The sequence below is a fragment of the Alkalicoccus urumqiensis genome, assembly GCF_002993335.1.
Lineage (GTDB): Bacteria > Bacillota > Bacilli > Bacillales > Salisediminibacteriaceae > Alkalicoccus > Alkalicoccus urumqiensis.
Map to the genome: position 1 here is coordinate 1 of NZ_PVNS01000006.1, position 16038 is coordinate 16038.

A 16038-nucleotide genomic window follows, 5' to 3' on the forward strand; every position below is an offset into this window, starting at 1 on the left:
CGTCATTCCGAAGGAATATTTTCCTCCGATAACGAGGGCAGAATACAAAATGATAGTTTAACAGAGAGACAGTTGTATTGGTTTTTCTATATTGATTTTCCATAATGCCACTGTATCATTTTAATGTGTTTACTGCAACATTTCCCCCGAGAAAAACGAACGATTCATCCTACGATTTAAACCGTAGGCTTTCTCGTTCGGAAGTCCGTAAACAAAACAAGGAAATAGAAGCCGGCTTGTGGAAAAGAAAACGAAAGGGAGGCGGGGACGATGATCCGGACGAGTATCGCACGGCACGAGCGCGGGTGGTCGATGACAGAACATACGCATAAGGAGGGGGAAATCAGTGTCGTTCTGTCCGGAGAGCCGTACGCAGCGGTCAACGGCGAATTGGTACGGGCGGTTCCCGGTACGGTGCTGCAGTTTGCGCCGGGAACTCCTCACGCCTTTCAGGCAGACGGGCGGGTCCGGTTTGCGGTGCTTCATACAGAGCAGCGGATTCAGGAAACGTCAGTCACGTATTTGAGGCCGGGAGATGCGGCGGTTTACGAGCAGCTTTTCCGCAGGTGGCTCATGGATGCAGAAGGGGCCGAAGCACTGCAGCATGCCTGGATGGAGCTGCTTTGTACCTTTGCCTCAGCCCACGCTTCCAGCTCCCATGCGTATCCAGTCACGGTAGCCGCGGAAGCGCTGGCCGAAGGAAGCGGAACCATTGGCGAAGCTGCGGCGGAGGCCGGATGGTCGATTTCCTCGTTCCGGCGCCGCTTTATCGAACAATACGGCATGGCGCCGAAGCAGTATCAGCAGCTCCACCGCTTGAACAAAGCCAAGCAGCTGCTCCGGGAAGGAGAGCCGGAGGTGGAGCGGATCGGTCAGGAACTCGGTTTCCAGACGGTCCATGCATTCAGCCGCTGGTTCAAACAGCAGACCGGGATGGCTCCGACCCGCTGGTACCAGGCGCAGCACGATGCGCGAAATGGATAAACAAAAGACCAGAACGGATAAAGACAAGGACTCCGGCGGCACCTATACTGAACGTATCCAGCCAAAAGGAGGACCCACACATGAAAATGACGATGGGAAAAAACACGATGGAGCTTCCCTCCAGAGAACTAACGACACTACGGGATTCGACGGACCTGTTGGAGGATACCAGTGCGCTTCAGGAACGACTGCAGGAGGACGGCTGCCTGCTTCTGCGCGGGTTTCATCCGAGAGAAGAGGTACAGCGGGCGCGTCTCGGTATCCTGGAGGAATTGGAGAAGGAGAAGAAGCTCGACAACACGAAACCGAAGGAAGAAGCGTGGGCGGCAGCGGGCGCAGGCGGCGCGTTTTACGGCGGGTCCCGGGCAGAGGGGCCCCGCTCTCTCAAGCCGTTTTACGATCTCGTCGAGCACGAGCGGGTGCTTTCGTTCTTCAGCCGGCTATTCGGTGAAGAGGCGGTGGCGCTCGCCTACAAGTGGCCGCGTGCGGTACCGCCCGGCGGAAGCACCGGTGCCCATTATGACAACGTCTATATGGGCCGCGGAACAGAAAAACTGTACACGATGTGGCAGCCGCTCGGTGATATTTCCTATAAAGACGGACCGCTTGCCATCAGCCTCGGATCACACAAACTGGAAAAACTGAAGCAGACGTACGGCCGGATGGACGTTGATATCGATCATGTCGAAACCGGCTGGTTTACGCACGAACCGCTGGAAATGGTGGACCGGTTCCACACGCAGTGGGCGACAACCGAATTCCAGATGGGCGATGTGCTTCTGTTCGGTATGTATACAATGCACAGCTCGTTCAACAATGAGAGCCCGCGCTTCCGCATCAGCGCCGATACCCGCTTCCAGCCGGCTTCGGAACCGATGGACGAGCGCTGGATCGGCGATCATCCGAAAGGGCACTATGCCTGGGGAAAAGAAAAACCGCTCGTCCCCGTTGAAGAAGCACGCCGCTGGTGGGAGGAAGAACTGAAGTAAACGTTGTAATAGAACAGAGGCAAATTCAACGCAGATTCATAGTTATTGCTTTTTGTTATAGGACACTTCTCCGCTCCCCGGCAGAAGCTTGCCGTGGGCTTGTCTTCCAGCCGGGCGCTGTCTGCACGGCTGCAGCGCATGAGCGGAGCCGGCCTATGGTTTGAGCCGCAGGGCAGCGCTCATCTGCCATGCGGCGCGGCCGCGCGGAGCCATGCTTCTTCAATCGAAGCATAGTCCAGCTCCAGCGCCTGCTCTGGTTCCTTCACCCCTGCCGGGCACTCCGAAGTGATTTCGTTGATGGCAAAGCAGACTAAGTGACTCATAATAACGGCAGCACAAGCTGTCTGATTTATTCAGCAGAGGGCCTTCAAAAAACCTGTTTTCTGCTATAGACTGGCAGTTTCCTGCTAGTTTACGATGATTTCTCAGCCGAAACCGGAAGTCGTCGACTCCGGGAGGATCCGAACGAGGCGAAAATCCACGCCGCGTCAAGCGGCTGAAAGCACGAGCGGAGCCGGCCTTTGGTTTAAGCCGCAGGGCAGCGATTTTCTGTCATGCGGCGCGGCCGCGCGAAGCCGTGCCTCTTGTAATTGAAGTATTGTCCAGCTGCAGCGCCCACTTGCTCGAGGTTCCTTCACCCCTGCCGAAGAAAGCAAAGAGCAGCTTTCGTCGGCAGGGCCTCCAGGACAGGTCGCTCGTGACCAGGGCGCTTCCGCTTTTCAGATTCCCTCCGGAACGCGTACGGGTGCAGGTGAAGGCAGAGGTATACTTATTCACTCTCTATTACTCTGTCTCCACTCTGAACAGACTGTGTAAACGCAGTCTGTTTTTTTGATTTGCAGAAGCGGAACTTTCGGAGAAAAAAAGGAAGCTTTCCTGCCGTGGAGGCGGTCCGGCAGGGTTGGAAAAAATTATTCAAAAAAATTATGAAAAAGGGTTGCAATCTATTTTCGTTGTTATATAATAAAAAACATATTAAACAACTGTTATAAAACAGTAATCAAAACCAGCAGGGAGGGATTGGATGAGCTGGACAGAGGTGGAAGGCATTCATATTCATGAAACGCTGTACCAGTTTTTAGAACAGGATGTGCTGCCGAAGACATCCATGGAAACAGCTTCTTTCTGGAAGGGGGCTGCCGCACTGATCCGGGAAATGCAGCCGCAGATCCGGGACGTGCTTCAAAAACGCGAAGAGCTGGAACAGCGTGTACATCAGTATCATAAGGAACATCCCGGCCGCCCCGATCCCGAAGCCTACCGATCGTTTTTAACATCGATCAACTATCTGGAAGAAGCGGCTGAACCGCAGCCGGTGCAGACGACGAATATCGATCCGGAAGTGGCCGAGCAGGCCGCACCGCAGCTCGTCGTCCCGCTCTCCAACGCGCGCTATGCGCTGAACGCATTAAACGCCAGATGGGGAAGCCTTTACGACGCTCTTTATGGAAGCGATATCATCGATGAAACAGAAGGTGCAGAGAAGGGCAGTACGTACAATCCGGCAAGAGGTGCCAGGGTGACGGCGTATGCAAAGAAGCTTCTGGATCAGTGGTTTCCGCTGGAAGAAGGAAGCCACGCGGAAGTTTCCGCCTATACCCGGAAAGAAAATGAACTCGTCGTTACACTTGAAGGCGGAAACGAAACGGCGCTTCAGGAGCCGGAACGCTTTATCGGCTCGAGCGGGGAGGATACATTTTACTTCCTTCATCATAAGCTTCACACCGCCATTCATATTGACCGCAGCCACCCCGTCGGCCGGGCGGATCCAGCCGGCATTAAGGACATTGAAATGGAAGCGGCGCTCACTGTCATCATGGACGCGGAAGACAGCGTGGCTGCCGTGGACGCCGACGATAAATGCACGGTGTACCGGAACTGGCTCGGCCTGATGGAAGGCACGCTCCGCGCCGACATGGAAAAAGGCGGCCGCACCGTGACACGGGAGCCGGCACCGGATAAAATCTACCGGAACAAAGCCGGCGGCGAAAGCCGTCTCCGTGGACGGGCACTGCAGCTCATCCGGAACGTCGGTCACCTGATGACGACCGACATGATTCTCGATGAAAACAGAGAACCGGTATCGGAAGGACTCGTCGACGGGCTTGTCACCGCCTTGATCGGCTCACTTGATCATCGGCAGAATCGGCCGAATTCTCCTGCCGGCTCCATTTACATCGTCAAACCAAAAATGCACGGCCCAGCAGAGGCCGCCCTGACCGACACGTTGTTTTCACGGATCGAGGAATTACTTGGACTCCCGGCGTATACGATCAAGGTCGGGGTGATGGATGAGGAGAAGCGGACGTCACTGCAGCTTCGGGGGGCTATTCAGGCGGTGAGGCGGAGAATTTTCTTCATTAATACCGGCTTCCTGGACCGGACCGGCGATGAAATTCATACGGCGTTTTACGCGGGACCGATGATCCGGAAGCAGGAGATGAAGGATGCGCCGTGGCTTGCGGCCTACGAAACGGCGAATGTGGAAGCCGGGATGGAGGTGCTTCTGCATCAGCGGGGCCAGATCGGCAAAGGAATGTGGGCGATGCCGGACGAGATGAAGCAGATGCTCGAACAGAAGCAGTCCCAGCTCCGCGCCGGCGGCAGTACCGCCTGGGTGCCTTCGCCGACCGCGGCAGTGATCCACGCGATTCATTACCACGAGGTGGATATGGACGACGTGTATGAGTCGCTTCCGCCGGCTGCCCCGGAGAAGATGCTGATCGTCCCGGTCGAGGAAAACCCGTCGTGGACCGATGAGGAGATTCAGATGGAGCTTGAAACGAACGCGCAGGCCATTCTCGGCTACGTTGTCCGCTGGGTGGACCAGGGGATCGGCTGCTCCAAAGTGCCGAACCGGGAAGGAACGGCGCTGATGGAGGACCGGGCGACGCTCCGGATCGCAAGCCAGCATATGGCGAACTGGCTGTACCACGGCATCTGCAGCGAAAACGACGTGCACGAGGTGATGCGCCGCATGGCGGCACTCGTGGACGAGCAGAACGCAGGGGACCCGGCGTACCGGCCGATACATCCGGATCTGGAGACGCATCCAGCCTATCAGGCAGCGCTTGAACTCGTCCTGGAAGGGCACCGGCAGCCGAACGGCTACACAGAACCGATTCTGCACCGGAAACGAAGAGAAGTGAAAGAGGCACAGAAACAGCATTCCTAATTATGCGGACCGGTGAGAGCCGGTCTGACTACCAAATTGGAGAGGGGTAATTACAATGAGAATGATGACACGCGAAATGACGTCCGCAGAGGAATTGGTTCGGAAGTGGATGATGAACCAGCAGGAAATCGGCCGCACAACAGAGGATATGAAGCATACGCGCTTTGTTTACGGCAGCCGGATCATGGAAATCGGGGAAGATGGTACGATTCGGGAGCGGAGCGAAGGCGATGTCATTATTTTCCGCTCTCCGGAACAGCCGCAGCCACCGGCGCATCTGTGCCGCTGCTGTTCGATGGAATATGACACAGAGAAAGATGCACTGCAGTGCTGCGCATACCTGGACTAATTTTTCTGTCTTATCTGTTATATAACATAACTTAAAAATAAAAACTGTTTGGTACAGGAGGAGATAGTATGACACAAAGAAATGAACTGACAGCCATGTGGGAAAGCAGCCGATTTGAAGGAGTGGAGCGCCCGTACACGCCGGAGGAAGTTCTCCGGCTCCGTGGATCGCTGCAGATCGAACATACACTGGCCCGGCGCGGCGCAGAGCGTCTCTGGAGCTCCATGGAAGAGAAGCCGTACATTAACGCGCTCGGCGCCCTCACCGGCAACCAGGCGATGCAGCAGGTGAAAGCAGGACTCGAAGCCATTTACTTAAGCGGCTGGCAGGTCGCCGCTGATGCGAACCTCTCCGGGGAAATGTACCCCGATCAGAGCCTGTACCCGGCAAACAGCGTGCCGCACGTCGTACGCCGCATCAATCAGACGTTCCAGCGAGCCGACCAGATTCAGACGGCGGAAGGCGGCGGGGAAACAGACTGGTTTGCGCCGATCGTCGCTGACATGGAAGCTGGATTCGGCGGACCGCTCAACGTTTTTGAACTTGCCAAGCAGATGATCGAAGCCGGCGCAGCAGGTGTTCACCTCGAGGATCAGCTCTCCTCTGAGAAGAAATGCGGCCATCTCGGCGGAAAGGTGCTTCAGCCGACGCAGGTAGCTGTCCGGAACCTGATTTCCGCGAGGCTTGCAGCGGACGTCAGCGGGGTGCCGACCGTCATTATCGCCCGCACCGATGCGAACGCAGCGAACTTGATCACGAGCGATGTCGACCCGTACGATCATGAATTTTTAACCGGGGAACGGACGGCGGAAGGATTTTTCCGGACGACACCGGGGATCGAGCAGGCGATTTCACGCGGCCTGGCCTACGCGCCGTACGCAGACCTTCTCTGGTGTGAAACGAGCGAGCCGGATCTCGACGAGGCGCGCCGCTTTGCGGAAGCGATTCATGAGAAGTTCCCTGGCAAAAAGCTCGCCTACAACTGCTCGCCGTCGTTCAACTGGAAAAAGAAGCTGGAGCCGGAGGTTATTGCCTCGTTCCAGGAGAAGCTCGGAAAGATGGGCTACGCGTTCCAGTTCGTGACACTCGCCGGTTTCCACGCGCTGAACCACAGCATGTTTGAACTGGCGCTCGGCTACCGCGACCGCGGCATGGCTGCCTACTCGGAGCTGCAGCAGCGTGAATTTGCATCCGAAAAAGACGGCTACACCGCGACGCGCCACCAGCGGGAAGTCGGCACCGGCTACTTCGATGAAGTATCGCAGGTCATTTCCGGAGGCACCTCCTCCACGCTCGCCATGTCGCACTCCACCGAAACCGCACAGTTTTAAATGGATAGCCGCCCGGGGTCCCAGCCGATCCCGGGCGGCTTTTTTGCTTTGGGGAAAAGTGTGGGGGCAGCGGGTGTAGCTGCCGGTGGATAGGAGTTGATGGCTAAGTTGGAATTTCATGGTGCGTTATGGGAATTCTCACAGGAGAAGTGGGAATTTCGGTACTGGAAGTTGGACTTTCCGATCGGTTTGGGAATGGGTTCCGGAGTTATAGGACTCGCAGCGGGAGTTGTGGGACTCCCGGCCGCCGTTGTCGGACTGGCACCGTCCGTAATGAGACTCCGCCGGGAGCCATACCCCAAACAACAGCTGCAGGCGAGCCCGCAGCAGCCGTGCTCCGGAAAGAAAAAGATAAGACACATGCCGTTGTCCCGGTCATTCAGCCAGTTTTTGTTGAGCGCTTTCTGCTAAGCTGGGCGTAACGTTCTGTTCGTGAGTCCCGAAAAAGAAAGGGTGTTTGGATGAAAAGGAAGGTTCTCGTCTGGCTGGTGCTGATTGCCATTTTTGCTGCAGGAACAGGTGCAGGAGCTGCGACAAGCAAGATGATCGAAGTGTATTACAACGTCAATGACATTAAGATCAACGGGGAATCGGCGATGCCGTCGAATCCGGACAACAATCCATTCATCTACAACGGCACCACGTACGTACCGCTCCGGTTCGTCAGCCAGGAGCTCGGTGAAACGGTCAAATGGGACGGCGCGACGAAAACGATCACCATCGGCGGCCCGTCGGAAGGTGCCGGCACGGTCGGAAATGGCGTGCAGTATTTGACGTATCAGCAGGACCACTTCCAGGGACAGGGGAAACTGGGTGTGGACGGCAGAGTGATTCACAGTGACTGGTTCAGCCTGGCAGGATCCATTACTTCCCACGAAGGGAAATCATACGGGACTTACTTAGCTCTCGGCTTCAACAGCACTGCATCAAAAAATGTGTATTATGAACTTGCAGCAAATAATCAATACCGGACGATGACCGCAGAACTTGCGATTGTCGATGAAACGAAAAATAGAAGCGGTACCGGCCAGGTGAATATTTACGCAGACGGCCGGAGAGTGGCTTCAGAAACCATTCAGCCGGGAATGCGGATGAAAAATCTCAGCGTGAATGTAAACGATGCAGATGTCATTAAAGTGGAGTATGTCAGCATGGACGGCTATCCGCCTTCTGCTCTCCTCGGCAACCTCCAGTTCAACAAATAACATAACAAAAAGCGCTCCGGTCGTTTCCGGAGCGCTCTTATTATGGCTTTACCAGTCGTTTTCCTGCGCGAGCATGGCGACGGCCATGGCATTCATGTCCCGGCTGCCGACGGTTTCGGCGTACTCGGCCGTGATGATGCCGCTTGTGGAAAGCAGGCAGCGGATGTGTGCAGCCAGGTCCGGATGGACGGTGCCGCCCGCCTTTTTGTACGAACGAAGCAGCCGGTCCAGGCTGTCTTCGCCGAAAAGGAGCAGGTGGGAGGCAAAGTCGGTCGACACGTCGCCCGCGCCCGCTTCGGTCCAGTCGATCAGTCCGGTGACGGCGGAGCTCCGGTCGATCAGAATATGACCGGGGTGGAGATCGCCGTGAAACACGCCCGGCGCATCCGGCCAGTATGCTTCCTGCTCAAGCCACGTCGCCCAGCGTTTCTTCCGCGCAGGATGCACGGTGTAGGTGCGGAGGGTCCAGTCGATGCGGCGCTCCATCTCCGCGCGGAAATCCCGTACGATACGGATGCCGGCCGCTTCGGCTGCATGTACCGGCACGGCGTGCAGGGAGGCGAGCGTCGAGCCGAGGGAATCGTAGTAAGCCTCCGGGAGGTTTCCGCGGTCCAGCACCCAGCGGTAATCCTGAAGTTCCGGGTCGATCGTTGCGGCAGGCGTCCCCGGCACAGCCGGATACGCGATCAGCTCCTCTGAGAAAATCCGCCAGTCGGGAACGGCAAACGTGACGTGCTCTTTCAGCACGGCGAGCAATCGTCTTTCTCTCTCCGCATGACGCATCGATGCCTCAGAGCGCGGCAGGCGGAGGATCCACTGCTGTCCGCTCTGATCCGCTGCATGAGCGGCCAGGAAATCGACGCCCGATTCGTTCAGTTTTACGGTCGTATCGTTCAAAAGAAGCCCGTGTTTCGCTGCAAGCTGTATGATGTCTGTTTGATTCATTCGTTAACGCCCCGCTTTCTTCATTTTTTTCACGAAAATGAAGAAGCGTATCGGATTCTTCCGGGAAGCATACACAGCCCTCCTCTAAAAAATTAAAGCAGCCGCTCGTTCCGTTTTTCCATCCGTTTGAAATGATAGAGGAACCGCTCTTCCTCCTGCTCGTTCAGCTCGTACGTGCCGAGGGTGCCGCTGTTTTCACGGAGGGCGAGCAGCGCACGGTGCTGGATCTCTTCGCAGGCCATTGTTTTTCCAAGAATCTCACTCAAGGAGGCCATCGTTTCCGGAACGATATCCGGGTAGTGGTATTTCACCGGTCCGCCGGAGGCCGCCTGGCGGTAAAATTCCCGGATGACCTCGGCCCGGGCCGCCCCGCTTTCTTCCATCGCCAGGTAAATCTGCACGGCGATGCCGCCGCGGATCCGGCGCTGGGAAATGCCGGCGAATTTCCGTCCGGCAACGCTTAAGTCATACCGTCCGGGGCAGTAGGACGTTTCGATTTCGCCGTCTTCGATCTTCCCCTCCAGCTCCGGAAGAAGCGAGCGGATGAAAGCGACCATCGCTTCGTAGCCTTCATCAATCGAGAGCGCGCTTGAATCGGGAAAGAGGAGCGAGAGGTTGTAGACGTGCCGGTCGAGGACGACAGCCAGTCCGCCGGAGTTGCGGACGATCACTTTGTAGCCCTGGGAATGCAGGAAGTCCACGCCTTCCTCGATGCCGGGCAGGCGGCTGTCCTGAATGCCGAGCACGATCGTTCGTCCGTGCACCCAGCTTCGTGCAATGCCGGTATCCTCCAGTCTTCCGGCCGTTTCACATAATGTATCGTCCATCGCAAACGAAGCCATCGGATTCATCGACAGCCCGGTGACAGACTGATCGATCATGAGCCACTGCTTCCTCTGCAGGACGGAGGGGATTGATGTCATGAATACGTTCGTCCTTTCTCTGTTTCACTGCCAGCCATTATATCACGCAGCGCGGATTCCTGTGGAAAAAGATTGCCCCGGCCGCACGGGAAAGGTACAATAATTCCTGTCATGAATCATACATAGAACGGGTATAGAACAGAAGCCGGGAGGAGGAGCTGCCATGGGACGTCCGGATGGCCAGTTAGTAGAAGAAAAGGTATTTAAAGATCCGGTCCACCGCTACATTCACGTGCGCGATGAGCTGATCTGGGAGCTGATCGGGACCCGTGAATTCCAGCGGCTCAGACGGATCCGCCAGCTCGGCACGACCTACGTCACGTTCCACGGGGCGGAGCATACGCGCTTTAACCATTCCCTCGGCGTCTACGAAGTGATGCGGCGGATGGTCGAGAACCTCGAGAAGAAAATGACGTGGGATGAAGACGAGCGGCTCGTCTGTCTCGCCGCGGCGCTGCTGCACGATATCGGCCACGGTCCGTTTTCCCATTCCTTTGAAAAGGTGTTCGGAACGGACCACGAGGACTGGACGAGAAGGATCATTACCGGGGACACCGAAGTGAATGCGGTCCTCTCCCGTATGGGGAGTCGTTTTGCGGAGAGGGTTGCGGACGTGATTGGGAAAACGTACGAGAATAAGCTGATCGTCAGCCTGATTTCGAGTCAGATTGATGCCGACCGCATGGATTATCTGCTTCGGGATGCGTTCTACACCGGGGTGAGCTACGGTAATTTTGATATGGAGCGGATTCTTAGAGTGATGCGGCCGCAGGAGGATCAGGCGGTGTTTAAGCTGAGCGGCATGCACGCGGTGGAGGATTACATCATGAGCCGCTACCAGATGTACTGGCAGGTGTATTTCCACCCGGTGACGCGGAGTGCCGAGGTGATTTTGAGCCGCATTCTGCACCGGGCGCGGGAATTAATGCGCGGCGGCTATCCATTTCGTCAGGAGCCGGTCCACTTTCAGTCGCTGTTTTCCGAGACGCTGTCGATCCGGGATTATATCCGGCTTGATGAATCGCTCGTGCTGTACTACTTCCAGGAGTGGGAGGACGAGGAGGATCCGATTCTGCGGGATTTGTGCCGGCGCTTTATGAACCGGCATTTATTTAAGTATGTGGAGTGCGACCCGAGCAAGCAGATGCTGATCTGGCCGGAGCTTCAGGAGCTGTTCCGGAAAATCGGGCTCGATCCATCCTACTATTTGATCATTGATTCTTCGTCGGATCTCCCGTACGATTTTTACCGGCCCGGAGAAAAGGACGAACGCCTGCCGATTCATCTGCTGATGCCGGACGGTTCGCTGAGCGAGCTGTCGCGCCAGTCGGATATCGTGGAGGCGATCTCCGGAAAGAAACGGACGGACCACAAGCTGTATTACCCGCGTGACCTTTTGGAGGATCAGTCGGAATACGCCGAGGAAAAACGCCGGATTTTGACGCTTTTACATGCACAGGAGGGATCATAATGCTGCAGGAACATGCCAAGCTGCTCGCCCTATTGAAAGAGACCGATGAGGTGACCGGGCGGAAAAAACTGCAGAAGCTGGTGTACATAGCCAAGCGGCTCAAGCAGCCGTTCCAGGAGAAATTTCAGTTTCATATGTACGGACCGTATTCCGAGGAGTTGACGCTGCAGATGGAAGAGATGGCGCAGGCTTCGTTTATTCAGGAAACGCACGAGCAGAAGGGCGGCTACTATCAGTACCGCTATTCGCTGACGCCTGCCGGGGAGGAATTTCTCGACGCGGCGATGCCGGAGGGAGCCGGTCTGGATGCGGAGCTTTTGGAAACGCTGAACGAGCGGAGTGCCAAGTTTTTAGAGCTCGTGTCCACGGTGCTCTATTTCGACCAGCTGCCGAAAGAGGAAGTCAAGGCGAAGGTGTATAAGCTGAAAGCCCGCCAGAACTACAGCGATGAAGATATCGATGAAGCCTACGCGTTTATCGATGCGCTCCGGAAACGCTGAGCGGCATAAAAAGACTGTCAGACGATTTTTTGTCTGACAGTCTTTTCGAATCGATTACTGGTCGGCCGGCCGGACGCCTGCTTTCCCGTAGTTGTTCGGAGACATTTCTTCAATAACGACGGTGACTTTCTCGGCAGGAGCCTGCGTCGTGCTCGTGACGGCTTCTGTCACTTGTTCCACGAGTGCTTTTTTCTGGTCGTCGGTGCGCCCTTCCAGCATTTTTACGGTTACGATCGGCATAAAATCCTCTCCTTTTATTAATATGGAATGCAGCATTTGTGCCGCTGTGTTTCAGTATACTAGAAATTTACCGCCGGCGCCCGGCTTGCCAACCGCCGGTTCCGCTGTGGTAAACTGGAGAGAGGGAAAACACGACAAGGAGGATGAATCCACATGAATGAAGCAGATCGGAAGAAGAATGAGAAAATCAAAAAAATGAGCGGCAGTTTCAATATATTAAGCAACGATTCCACCGACGGCCACGGCGGCTACGGTGTCGGTACGATCAATTTGAACAACGTCACCCCGGTATTTGTTGATCCGGAGGAAAACACCGCATTTATCGACATGGGGGCGCTTCACGCGCGGAGTGACGTGGAGAAGCGGATCAAGTTTCTAAAGGACAGACAGGAAGTACCGAACGGCAAGCTGTACTGGCTCGTCTGGGTGACAGTCGAGCATCTTGACGGAAAACCGGCCTATACGGGTGTCGGTGCCTGCGAGATGATCGTCGACCGTTCGATCCGCCGCGGCTACAAGAGCATGCCGGAGCACGTGAACAACATGGATAAATCGATGAAAGGAAAAATTGCCGTCGATCATATGGACGACCGCTCCAAGGGCGTTCTCCGCCGTTTCCTGAAAGACTTTAATCAGGAGTACTGGGATGCGTCGACCGATGAATTGAAAAACCATCTCCACACAGACGACGAATAGAGCACGGCCGGCAGCGCTGAGAAGCTGCCGGCTTTCTTTCTGCCGGAAGCCTGTTTGTGAACAAAGTGTGACGAAGGGGTGTTTTCCATTGAGTCCCACCCTCAGATTTAGTACACTTTAATTCACACGCAAGCACCATACTAAGACAGGAAAACAGACGAACGGGACCCACACACTCCCCTTCGTCTGTTTTTCTTTTTGTGTTTTTAAGTAGATGGCTGCGGCGGGTTCAGCCCGCAGCGGTTATAAACGTATTGCCGGCCGCGTCAAGCCGTGCTTCTGCCGGGCAGTGCCAATCGTCAAATGAGAACTTGTGTTCCCTTTTAAGTTGTGCTATGATAGCGTTAACAATGACTCGGGCGTTCACTAAAGAAAGGGGCTGTTCCTGATGAATTGGCAGCGCATTGTTCCGCATATCTGGCTGGAGGAGAAGGCAGTGGAGGCCGGCAGACTGTATGCAGAAGCATTCCCGGATAGTCAGTTTCTCTCCCATATCGTACTGCCGGATACCCCGTCCGGCGATGCAGAAGTGGTCAACGTGGAGATCTGCGGTCAGCTGTTTCAGCTTCTCGGCGGCGGTCCGCTCCATGCGCACAATCCGTCGATTTCCTACATGGTGTCGTTTTCCGACAAGAAGGAACTGGACCGATCGTGGGAAAAGCTTCAGGAGGACGGACAGATCATGATGCCGCTCGATGCCTACCCGTTCAGCGAGCGTTTCGGCTGGGTGCAGGACAAGTACGGTGTGTCGTGGCAGCTCATGTACGCGCCGCATGCGGAGGTGCAGCGTGTCACACCGGCGCTCATGTTTACCGGTGAACAGGCCGGAAAAGCGGAGGAGGCTGCGGCGCATTACATGGCGCTCGGCGGCGGAGAAATGATGGAAGGGCACTTCATGCGTCACGGTTCCGGAATGGAATTCGATGAAGAAGGGACGATTGCCTATGCACGGTTCTCGGTGGATGGCAGTCAGCTTGTTGTGATGGACAGCGCCTATCCGCACGGATTTTCGTTCAACGAAATGCATTCGCTGATCTACCAGGGAGCGTCGCAGGAAGAGCTGGACCGGGCGTGGGAGCACTTGAGCGCCGATCCGAAGGCTGAGCAGTGCGGCTGGCTGAAAGACCGCTACGGCGTTTCATGGCAGGTCGTTCCGGTGGAGATGAACGATATTATGGAACGTGCGGACCACGAGCAGCTGCGGCAGCTCGTGCAGGTGTTCCTGCCGATGAAAAAGCTGGACGTGGATGAAATCAAAAAGGCCGTATCTTTCTCCTGAACAGCAGGAGAATGCCAAAGCATACGTACGAATCAGCCGGAGCGGATGGGACGCTTCGGCTTTTTTCTTTGAAAGAAAGCCGCTGATTTCTGCTTTTCCACCAGGAGCACTTGCGGTCCGGTCCGATTTCCGCTATTTTTGGAAAGGAAGATCGAATGACAGGACGTTCGTGAACGAATGAGGAGGAGAAAACATGAGTATCTGGTTTACCGAAAAACAGACCGAGCATTTCGGAATTACCGCCGAAATTACACAAACCTATGTCAGTGAGCAGACGGAGTTTCAGAAGCTGGACGTTGTGGAGACGAAGGAGTTCGGCAATATGCTGCTTCTCGACGGCATGGTCATGACGACGGAGAAGGATGAGTTCGTCTACCATGAAATGATGGCCCACGTGCCGCTTCACACGCATCCGAACCCGGAGCACGTGCTCGTTGTCGGCGGCGGGGACGGCGGCGTGATCCGCGAGATTTTAAAGCATCCGGAAGTGAAAACAGCGACGCTCGTCGAAATCGACGGCCGTGTGATTGAATGCTCGAAGGAGTACCTGCCGTCCATCGCAGGTTCGCTCGACGATCCGCGCGTGACGGTGAAAGTAGCGGACGGCTTTATGCACATCGCTGAAAGCACGGAAGCGTATGATGTCATCATGGTTGATTCCACGGAGCCGGTCGGCCCGGCGGTAAATCTGTTTACACGCGGGTTTTACGAAGGGATCTCCAAAGCGCTGAAGCCAGACGGTGTATTTGTCGCGCAGACCGACAACCCGTGGTTCCAAAAGGAACTGACAGGAAGCGCGTTCCGCGACATTCAGGAGACGTTTCCCGTCACCCGCCTGTACACGGCAAACATTCCGACGTACCCGAGCGGCCTCTGGACGTTTACGCTCGGATCCAAAGTCTACGACCCGCTTCAGGTGGATGAAGAGCGCTACCACGCGTTTGAAACGAACTATTATACGCGCGCCATCCACCACGCTGCATTCGTGCTGCCGAAATTCGTGCAGGATGTGCTGAGAGGAGACGCGTAAATGTTTTTCGACGAAAAATATTCCGGCCGGAAATACATTCTGGCTGATAAAACGTATGAGGAGGCGCCGATCGTCTTTTTCGGACTGCCGATGGACTACACGGTCAGCTTCCGTCCGGGCTCTCGTTTCGGACCGAACCGGATCCGCGAGGCGTCGATCGGTCTGGAGGAATACAGCATCCACCAGGACCGGAGTCTGGAAGACATATCGGTTCATGATGCCGGCGACATGCTTCTGCCGTTCGGCAACGCCGCCAAAAGCCTCGAGCAGATGCGCACGTACGCCGGTCAGCTCTACCGCGACGGCAAGTTTCCGCTCGCTGCGGGTGGCGAGCACCTCGTCAGCTGGCCGCTCATTCAGGCGGCGCACGCCGAATATCCGGATCTTATTCTCATCCATATCGATGCCCATGCGGATCTGAGGGAGGAATATGAAGGCGAGACGCTGTCGCACTCCACGCCGGTCCGGAAGGCGTGCGGCCTGCTCGGTCCGGAAAATGTCTATTCGTTCGGCATCCGCTCCGGCATGAAAGAGGAGTTCGACTACGCGCGGGAGTCAGGCATGCACCTGAGCTTATTTGACGTTAAGAAGCCGCTGCAGCGCGTGCTTCCGTCCCTTCAAGGAAAAAACGTCTACGTAACCATCGATATCGACGTGCTCGACCCGGCCTATGCTCCTGGAACCGGGACGCCGGAAGCAGGCGGCATCACTTCCCGGGAGCTTCTGGAAGCGATCGGGCTGATAGCCGATGCGGATATGACGGTCGTTGGAGCGGACCTGGTCGAAGTGGCGCCGGCCTATGATCCGGCAGAACAGACGTCTGTTGCCGCAGCGAAGTTTCTGCGCGAGATGATGCTCGGCTTTCCGAAAGACAGAGAGTGCCGGTAACGCGGTCCGCGCCGGCCTTTTCAATCGAACGCG

Annotated in this window: 16 protein-coding genes and 1 pseudogene; 12 read left to right on the top strand and 5 right to left on the bottom strand. The window is 56.0% G+C overall.

Annotated elements, in window-relative coordinates:
- A pseudogene (locus tag C6I21_RS07295) lies at nucleotides 1–103 on the bottom strand (IS200/IS605 family transposase); the annotation flags it as partial.
- A 167-nt stretch (nucleotides 104–270) separates the two neighbouring features.
- On the opposite strand from C6I21_RS07295, the gene C6I21_RS07300 reads away from it, so the two are divergent.
- Together C6I21_RS07300 and C6I21_RS07305 are read left to right on the top strand one after the other, a co-directional pair.
- Nucleotides 271–984, top strand: a complete 714-nt coding sequence (locus C6I21_RS07300) for a helix-turn-helix domain-containing protein (protein ID WP_105958801.1) — start codon at nucleotides 271–273, stop codon at nucleotides 982–984.
- Nucleotides 985–1064: 80 nt separating this feature from the next.
- Nucleotides 1065–1973 (top strand): phytanoyl-CoA dioxygenase family protein, encoded by a 909-nt coding sequence (locus tag C6I21_RS07305; RefSeq protein WP_105958802.1) that lies wholly within the window; start codon nucleotides 1065–1067, stop codon nucleotides 1971–1973.
- A gap of 179 nt (nucleotides 1974–2152) precedes the next feature.
- Here the strand turns inward: C6I21_RS07305 and C6I21_RS16445 are convergent, their stop codons facing one another.
- The gene (locus C6I21_RS16445) at nucleotides 2153–2296 is read right to left on the bottom strand and encodes a hypothetical protein (protein WP_181186152.1); all 144 of its coding nucleotides are present in this window, start codon (nucleotides 2294–2296) and stop codon (nucleotides 2153–2155) included.
- Between the two features lie 701 nt (nucleotides 2297–2997).
- Here C6I21_RS16445 and C6I21_RS07310 point away from each other — a divergent pair.
- From C6I21_RS07310 to C6I21_RS16450, 4 genes are all read left to right on the top strand, one after another.
- Nucleotides 2998–5148: a malate synthase G gene (locus tag C6I21_RS07310; RefSeq protein WP_105958803.1), complete on the top strand. Its 2151-nt coding sequence runs from the start codon at nucleotides 2998–3000 to the stop codon at nucleotides 5146–5148.
- Nucleotides 5149–5203: 55 nt separating this feature from the next.
- Entirely contained in the window at nucleotides 5204–5497 is a 294-nt protein-coding gene (locus C6I21_RS07315) for a hypothetical protein (RefSeq protein ID WP_105958804.1), read from the top strand.
- 68 nt (nucleotides 5498–5565) lie between these two features.
- Entirely contained in the window at nucleotides 5566–6828 is a 1263-nt protein-coding gene (gene aceA, locus C6I21_RS07320; protein WP_105958805.1) for an isocitrate lyase, read from the top strand.
- A gap of 461 nt (nucleotides 6829–7289) precedes the next feature.
- Nucleotides 7290–8033, top strand: a complete 744-nt coding sequence (locus C6I21_RS16450) for a stalk domain-containing protein (protein ID WP_181186153.1) — start codon at nucleotides 7290–7292, stop codon at nucleotides 8031–8033.
- 48 nt (nucleotides 8034–8081) lie between these two features.
- Here C6I21_RS16450 and C6I21_RS07335 read toward each other — a convergent pair whose 3' ends face one another.
- Nucleotides 8082–8978, bottom strand: a complete 897-nt coding sequence (locus tag C6I21_RS07335; RefSeq protein ID WP_105958807.1) for a macrolide 2'-phosphotransferase — start codon at nucleotides 8976–8978, stop codon at nucleotides 8082–8084.
- A 92-nt stretch (nucleotides 8979–9070) separates the two neighbouring features.
- Nucleotides 9071–9901 carry a lipoate--protein ligase family protein gene (locus C6I21_RS07340; RefSeq protein WP_245411565.1) on the bottom strand — a complete coding sequence of 277 codons (831 nt, stop codon included), beginning with the start codon at nucleotides 9899–9901 and terminating at the stop codon, nucleotides 9071–9073.
- 163 nt (nucleotides 9902–10064) lie between these two features.
- Between C6I21_RS07340 and C6I21_RS07345 the strand changes: the two genes are divergently transcribed.
- On the top strand, nucleotides 10065–11372 hold the full coding sequence (locus C6I21_RS07345) for an HD domain-containing protein (protein WP_105958808.1): 1308 nt from the start codon (nucleotides 10065–10067) through the stop codon (nucleotides 11370–11372).
- On the top strand, nucleotides 11372–11872 hold the full coding sequence (locus C6I21_RS07350; protein ID WP_105958809.1) for a YwgA family protein: 501 nt from the start codon (nucleotides 11372–11374) through the stop codon (nucleotides 11870–11872). Before C6I21_RS07345 ends, C6I21_RS07350 begins: the two co-directional genes overlap by 1 nt.
- Nucleotides 11873–11926: 54 nt before the next feature.
- On the opposite strand, the gene C6I21_RS07355 is transcribed toward C6I21_RS07350, so the two are convergent.
- A complete protein-coding gene (locus tag C6I21_RS07355) occupies nucleotides 11927–12112 on the bottom strand; it encodes a 2-hydroxymuconate tautomerase (protein WP_105958810.1) in 186 nt (61 codons plus the stop codon).
- 153 nt (nucleotides 12113–12265) lie between these two features.
- Between C6I21_RS07355 and C6I21_RS07360 the strand changes: the two genes are divergently transcribed.
- The 4 genes from C6I21_RS07360 (at nucleotide 12266) to speB (ending at nucleotide 16005) form a co-directional block, all read left to right on the top strand.
- Nucleotides 12266–12808, top strand: a complete 543-nt coding sequence (locus C6I21_RS07360) for a YwhD family protein (RefSeq protein ID WP_105958811.1) — start codon at nucleotides 12266–12268, stop codon at nucleotides 12806–12808.
- 388 nt (nucleotides 12809–13196) lie between these two features.
- A complete protein-coding gene (locus tag C6I21_RS07365; RefSeq protein ID WP_105958812.1) occupies nucleotides 13197–14087 on the top strand; it encodes a VOC family protein in 891 nt (296 codons plus the stop codon).
- A 193-nt stretch (nucleotides 14088–14280) separates the two neighbouring features.
- The gene (gene speE, locus C6I21_RS07375; protein WP_105958814.1) at nucleotides 14281–15117 is read left to right on the top strand and encodes a polyamine aminopropyltransferase; all 837 of its coding nucleotides are present in this window, start codon (nucleotides 14281–14283) and stop codon (nucleotides 15115–15117) included.
- Nucleotides 15118–16005 carry an agmatinase gene (gene speB / locus C6I21_RS07380; protein WP_105958815.1) on the top strand — a complete coding sequence of 296 codons (888 nt, stop codon included), beginning with the start codon at nucleotides 15118–15120 and terminating at the stop codon, nucleotides 16003–16005.
- The last annotated feature ends 33 nt before the right edge of the window (nucleotides 16006–16038 follow it).

What these genes read in the sequence shown, in the direction of transcription:
- aceA (WP_105958805.1), top strand. Translation starts at nt 5,566, where the DNA reads ATGACACAAAGAAATGAACTGACAGCCATGTGGGAAAGCAGCCGATTT.
- C6I21_RS07355 (WP_105958810.1), bottom strand. Translation starts at nt 12,112, where the DNA reads ATGCCGATCGTAACCGTAAAAATGCTGGAAGGGCGCACCGACGACCAG.
- speB (WP_105958815.1), top strand. Translation starts at nt 15,118, where the DNA reads ATGTTTTTCGACGAAAAATATTCCGGCCGGAAATACATTCTGGCTGAT.
- speE (WP_105958814.1), top strand. Translation starts at nt 14,281, where the DNA reads ATGAGTATCTGGTTTACCGAAAAACAGACCGAGCATTTCGGAATTACC.
- C6I21_RS07335 (WP_105958807.1), bottom strand. Translation starts at nt 8,978, where the DNA reads ATGAATCAAACAGACATCATACAGCTTGCAGCGAAACACGGGCTTCTT.
- C6I21_RS07310 (WP_105958803.1), top strand. Translation starts at nt 2,998, where the DNA reads ATGAGCTGGACAGAGGTGGAAGGCATTCATATTCATGAAACGCTGTAC.
- C6I21_RS07315 (WP_105958804.1), top strand. Translation starts at nt 5,204, where the DNA reads ATGAGAATGATGACACGCGAAATGACGTCCGCAGAGGAATTGGTTCGG.
- C6I21_RS07360 (WP_105958811.1), top strand. Translation starts at nt 12,266, where the DNA reads ATGAATGAAGCAGATCGGAAGAAGAATGAGAAAATCAAAAAAATGAGC.
- C6I21_RS07340 (WP_245411565.1), bottom strand. Translation starts at nt 9,901, where the DNA reads ATGACATCAATCCCCTCCGTCCTGCAGAGGAAGCAGTGGCTCATGATC.
- C6I21_RS16445 (WP_181186152.1), bottom strand. Translation starts at nt 2,296, where the DNA reads ATGAGTCACTTAGTCTGCTTTGCCATCAACGAAATCACTTCGGAGTGC.
- C6I21_RS16450 (WP_181186153.1), top strand. Translation starts at nt 7,290, where the DNA reads ATGAAAAGGAAGGTTCTCGTCTGGCTGGTGCTGATTGCCATTTTTGCT.
- C6I21_RS07305 (WP_105958802.1), top strand. Translation starts at nt 1,065, where the DNA reads ATGAAAATGACGATGGGAAAAAACACGATGGAGCTTCCCTCCAGAGAA.
- C6I21_RS07365 (WP_105958812.1), top strand. Translation starts at nt 13,197, where the DNA reads ATGAATTGGCAGCGCATTGTTCCGCATATCTGGCTGGAGGAGAAGGCA.
- C6I21_RS07300 (WP_105958801.1), top strand. Translation starts at nt 271, where the DNA reads ATGATCCGGACGAGTATCGCACGGCACGAGCGCGGGTGGTCGATGACA.
- C6I21_RS07345 (WP_105958808.1), top strand. Translation starts at nt 10,065, where the DNA reads ATGGGACGTCCGGATGGCCAGTTAGTAGAAGAAAAGGTATTTAAAGAT.
- C6I21_RS07350 (WP_105958809.1), top strand. Translation starts at nt 11,372, where the DNA reads ATGCTGCAGGAACATGCCAAGCTGCTCGCCCTATTGAAAGAGACCGAT.